This is a genomic window from Aliterella sp. E5.1 (assembly GCF_057473825.1).
Map to the genome: position 1 here is coordinate 1 of NZ_JBYCCV010000403.1, position 1,419 is coordinate 1,419.

Annotated in this window: 2 pseudogenes; one reads left to right on the forward strand and one right to left on the reverse strand. The window is 44.3% G+C overall.

Annotated features, from left to right (window positions below):
- Positions 1–123 precede the first annotated feature (123 nt).
- Positions 124–642: pseudogene (locus AC2VE5_RS27685) on the forward strand (tyrosine-type recombinase/integrase); the annotation flags it as partial.
- Between the two features lie 241 nt (positions 643–883).
- Here the strand turns inward: AC2VE5_RS27685 and AC2VE5_RS27690 are convergent.
- Positions 884–1,123: pseudogene (locus AC2VE5_RS27690) on the reverse strand (transposase); the annotation flags it as partial.
- Between the last annotated feature and the right edge of the window lie 296 nt (positions 1,124–1,419).

A 1,419-nucleotide genomic window follows, 5' to 3' on the forward strand; every position in this document is an offset into this window, starting at 1 on the left:
GGGACTTACACCCTCACGATTATCAAGTTGTAAGGATTGGCATTCTCCGTTTTAGAGAGTCTGCCCCATCCTCCCTTCCGTCCCTGAGTATTGCTACTCATTTAGGATGAACGAATCGCACACACTCTCAAGGGTAAAAGAGATTATGCCTTGTTGCGATTGCTTTGGGATAACGTTCTGCGGCGCGGTGAAGTAGCATTTGCTGACATTAAAGACTTGGATTTGGAAGGCAGAAAATTTTGGATTATCGGTAAAGGTAGAGGGAGTCAGAAGGAAGCAGTCTCGCTGTCAGGCTCTACAGTCAAAGCATTGCAAGAATGGTTGCTGGCAAGAAAAGAATTGAATATCAACCAGCCGCTATTTATTGCTTTAGATCGAGCTAGTTATGGGCATCGGCTCACGGGAACTGCTATCTACAAAATTGTTCAAGCAGCAGGAGCGAAGGCTGGCATTAGTAAGACCATGAGCCCCCACCGGATTAGACACTCTGGGATTACCGCAGCCTTGGAAGCAACAGGTGGTGATGTCCGGCGGGTACAGAAGCTTTCGCGCCACGCTAACTTGAACACATTGATGATTTATGATGACAACCGACTGAACCATCAGGCAGAGATTACAGATTTATTGGCAGATTTAGTTTGACTTGCAATTTAATATATCAAGCGACGGAACTGAAGAAGTAGCGGAAACAAACCCCGCCGTAAGTATTGCTACTTTAACTTCAACTGTCTAGGAGCGGAAATGCTGCCATTTGAATGAGTATGCTTTGAGCGTTAAAACTGGTTCGCAACGAGATAAACGCGCGTGCGAACCAATCTTGCTCAGTTTTTGCAACCTAACCAAAATTTGTGCAAGAGTTTTATTTTAATAACGTGAGTTCGGGTTAAGGAGAGGGCAGCAAATTGTGGTCAAGGGCAATCGAGGGTTTCTTGGGGTGGTGGCAATAAGCAATCAAGCCGCAGACGATGTTGACTAAGCAATTGACCGGAGAACGGTGACGCGAATGCTCGATTTGGGAAATGTTCTTCAACTGGTCAATGATGGTTTCGATGATAGCGCGCTTCCGCAGTAGCAGGCGGTCAGCCAAGGGCATCAAGGGATTTTTCATGTTGCGTTTGAATTTATACTAAGTTGTGGTCAGAGGTAGTAGAGTATTAAATAAAGAAAACTTTGGCAAAGATAAATGTATAGGAGTCAAGTAACCCAAGCCTGTCCTCATCTAGACCTAGAGACAGTCAAGCAGAGAGTAAAGTTAGCGTCATCCCATTGGGACAAACAAAAATGGCTGGTGATAAGCTAATAAGCACTTAAGCTGCAATATGATGGTTATTCCCTTTATTTTTGATCTTGCGATGCCATTCAATTACTAACTCGCCTTGATTTAACAGCCTATCCAGTAGTAGCTTCAATTCATCTACT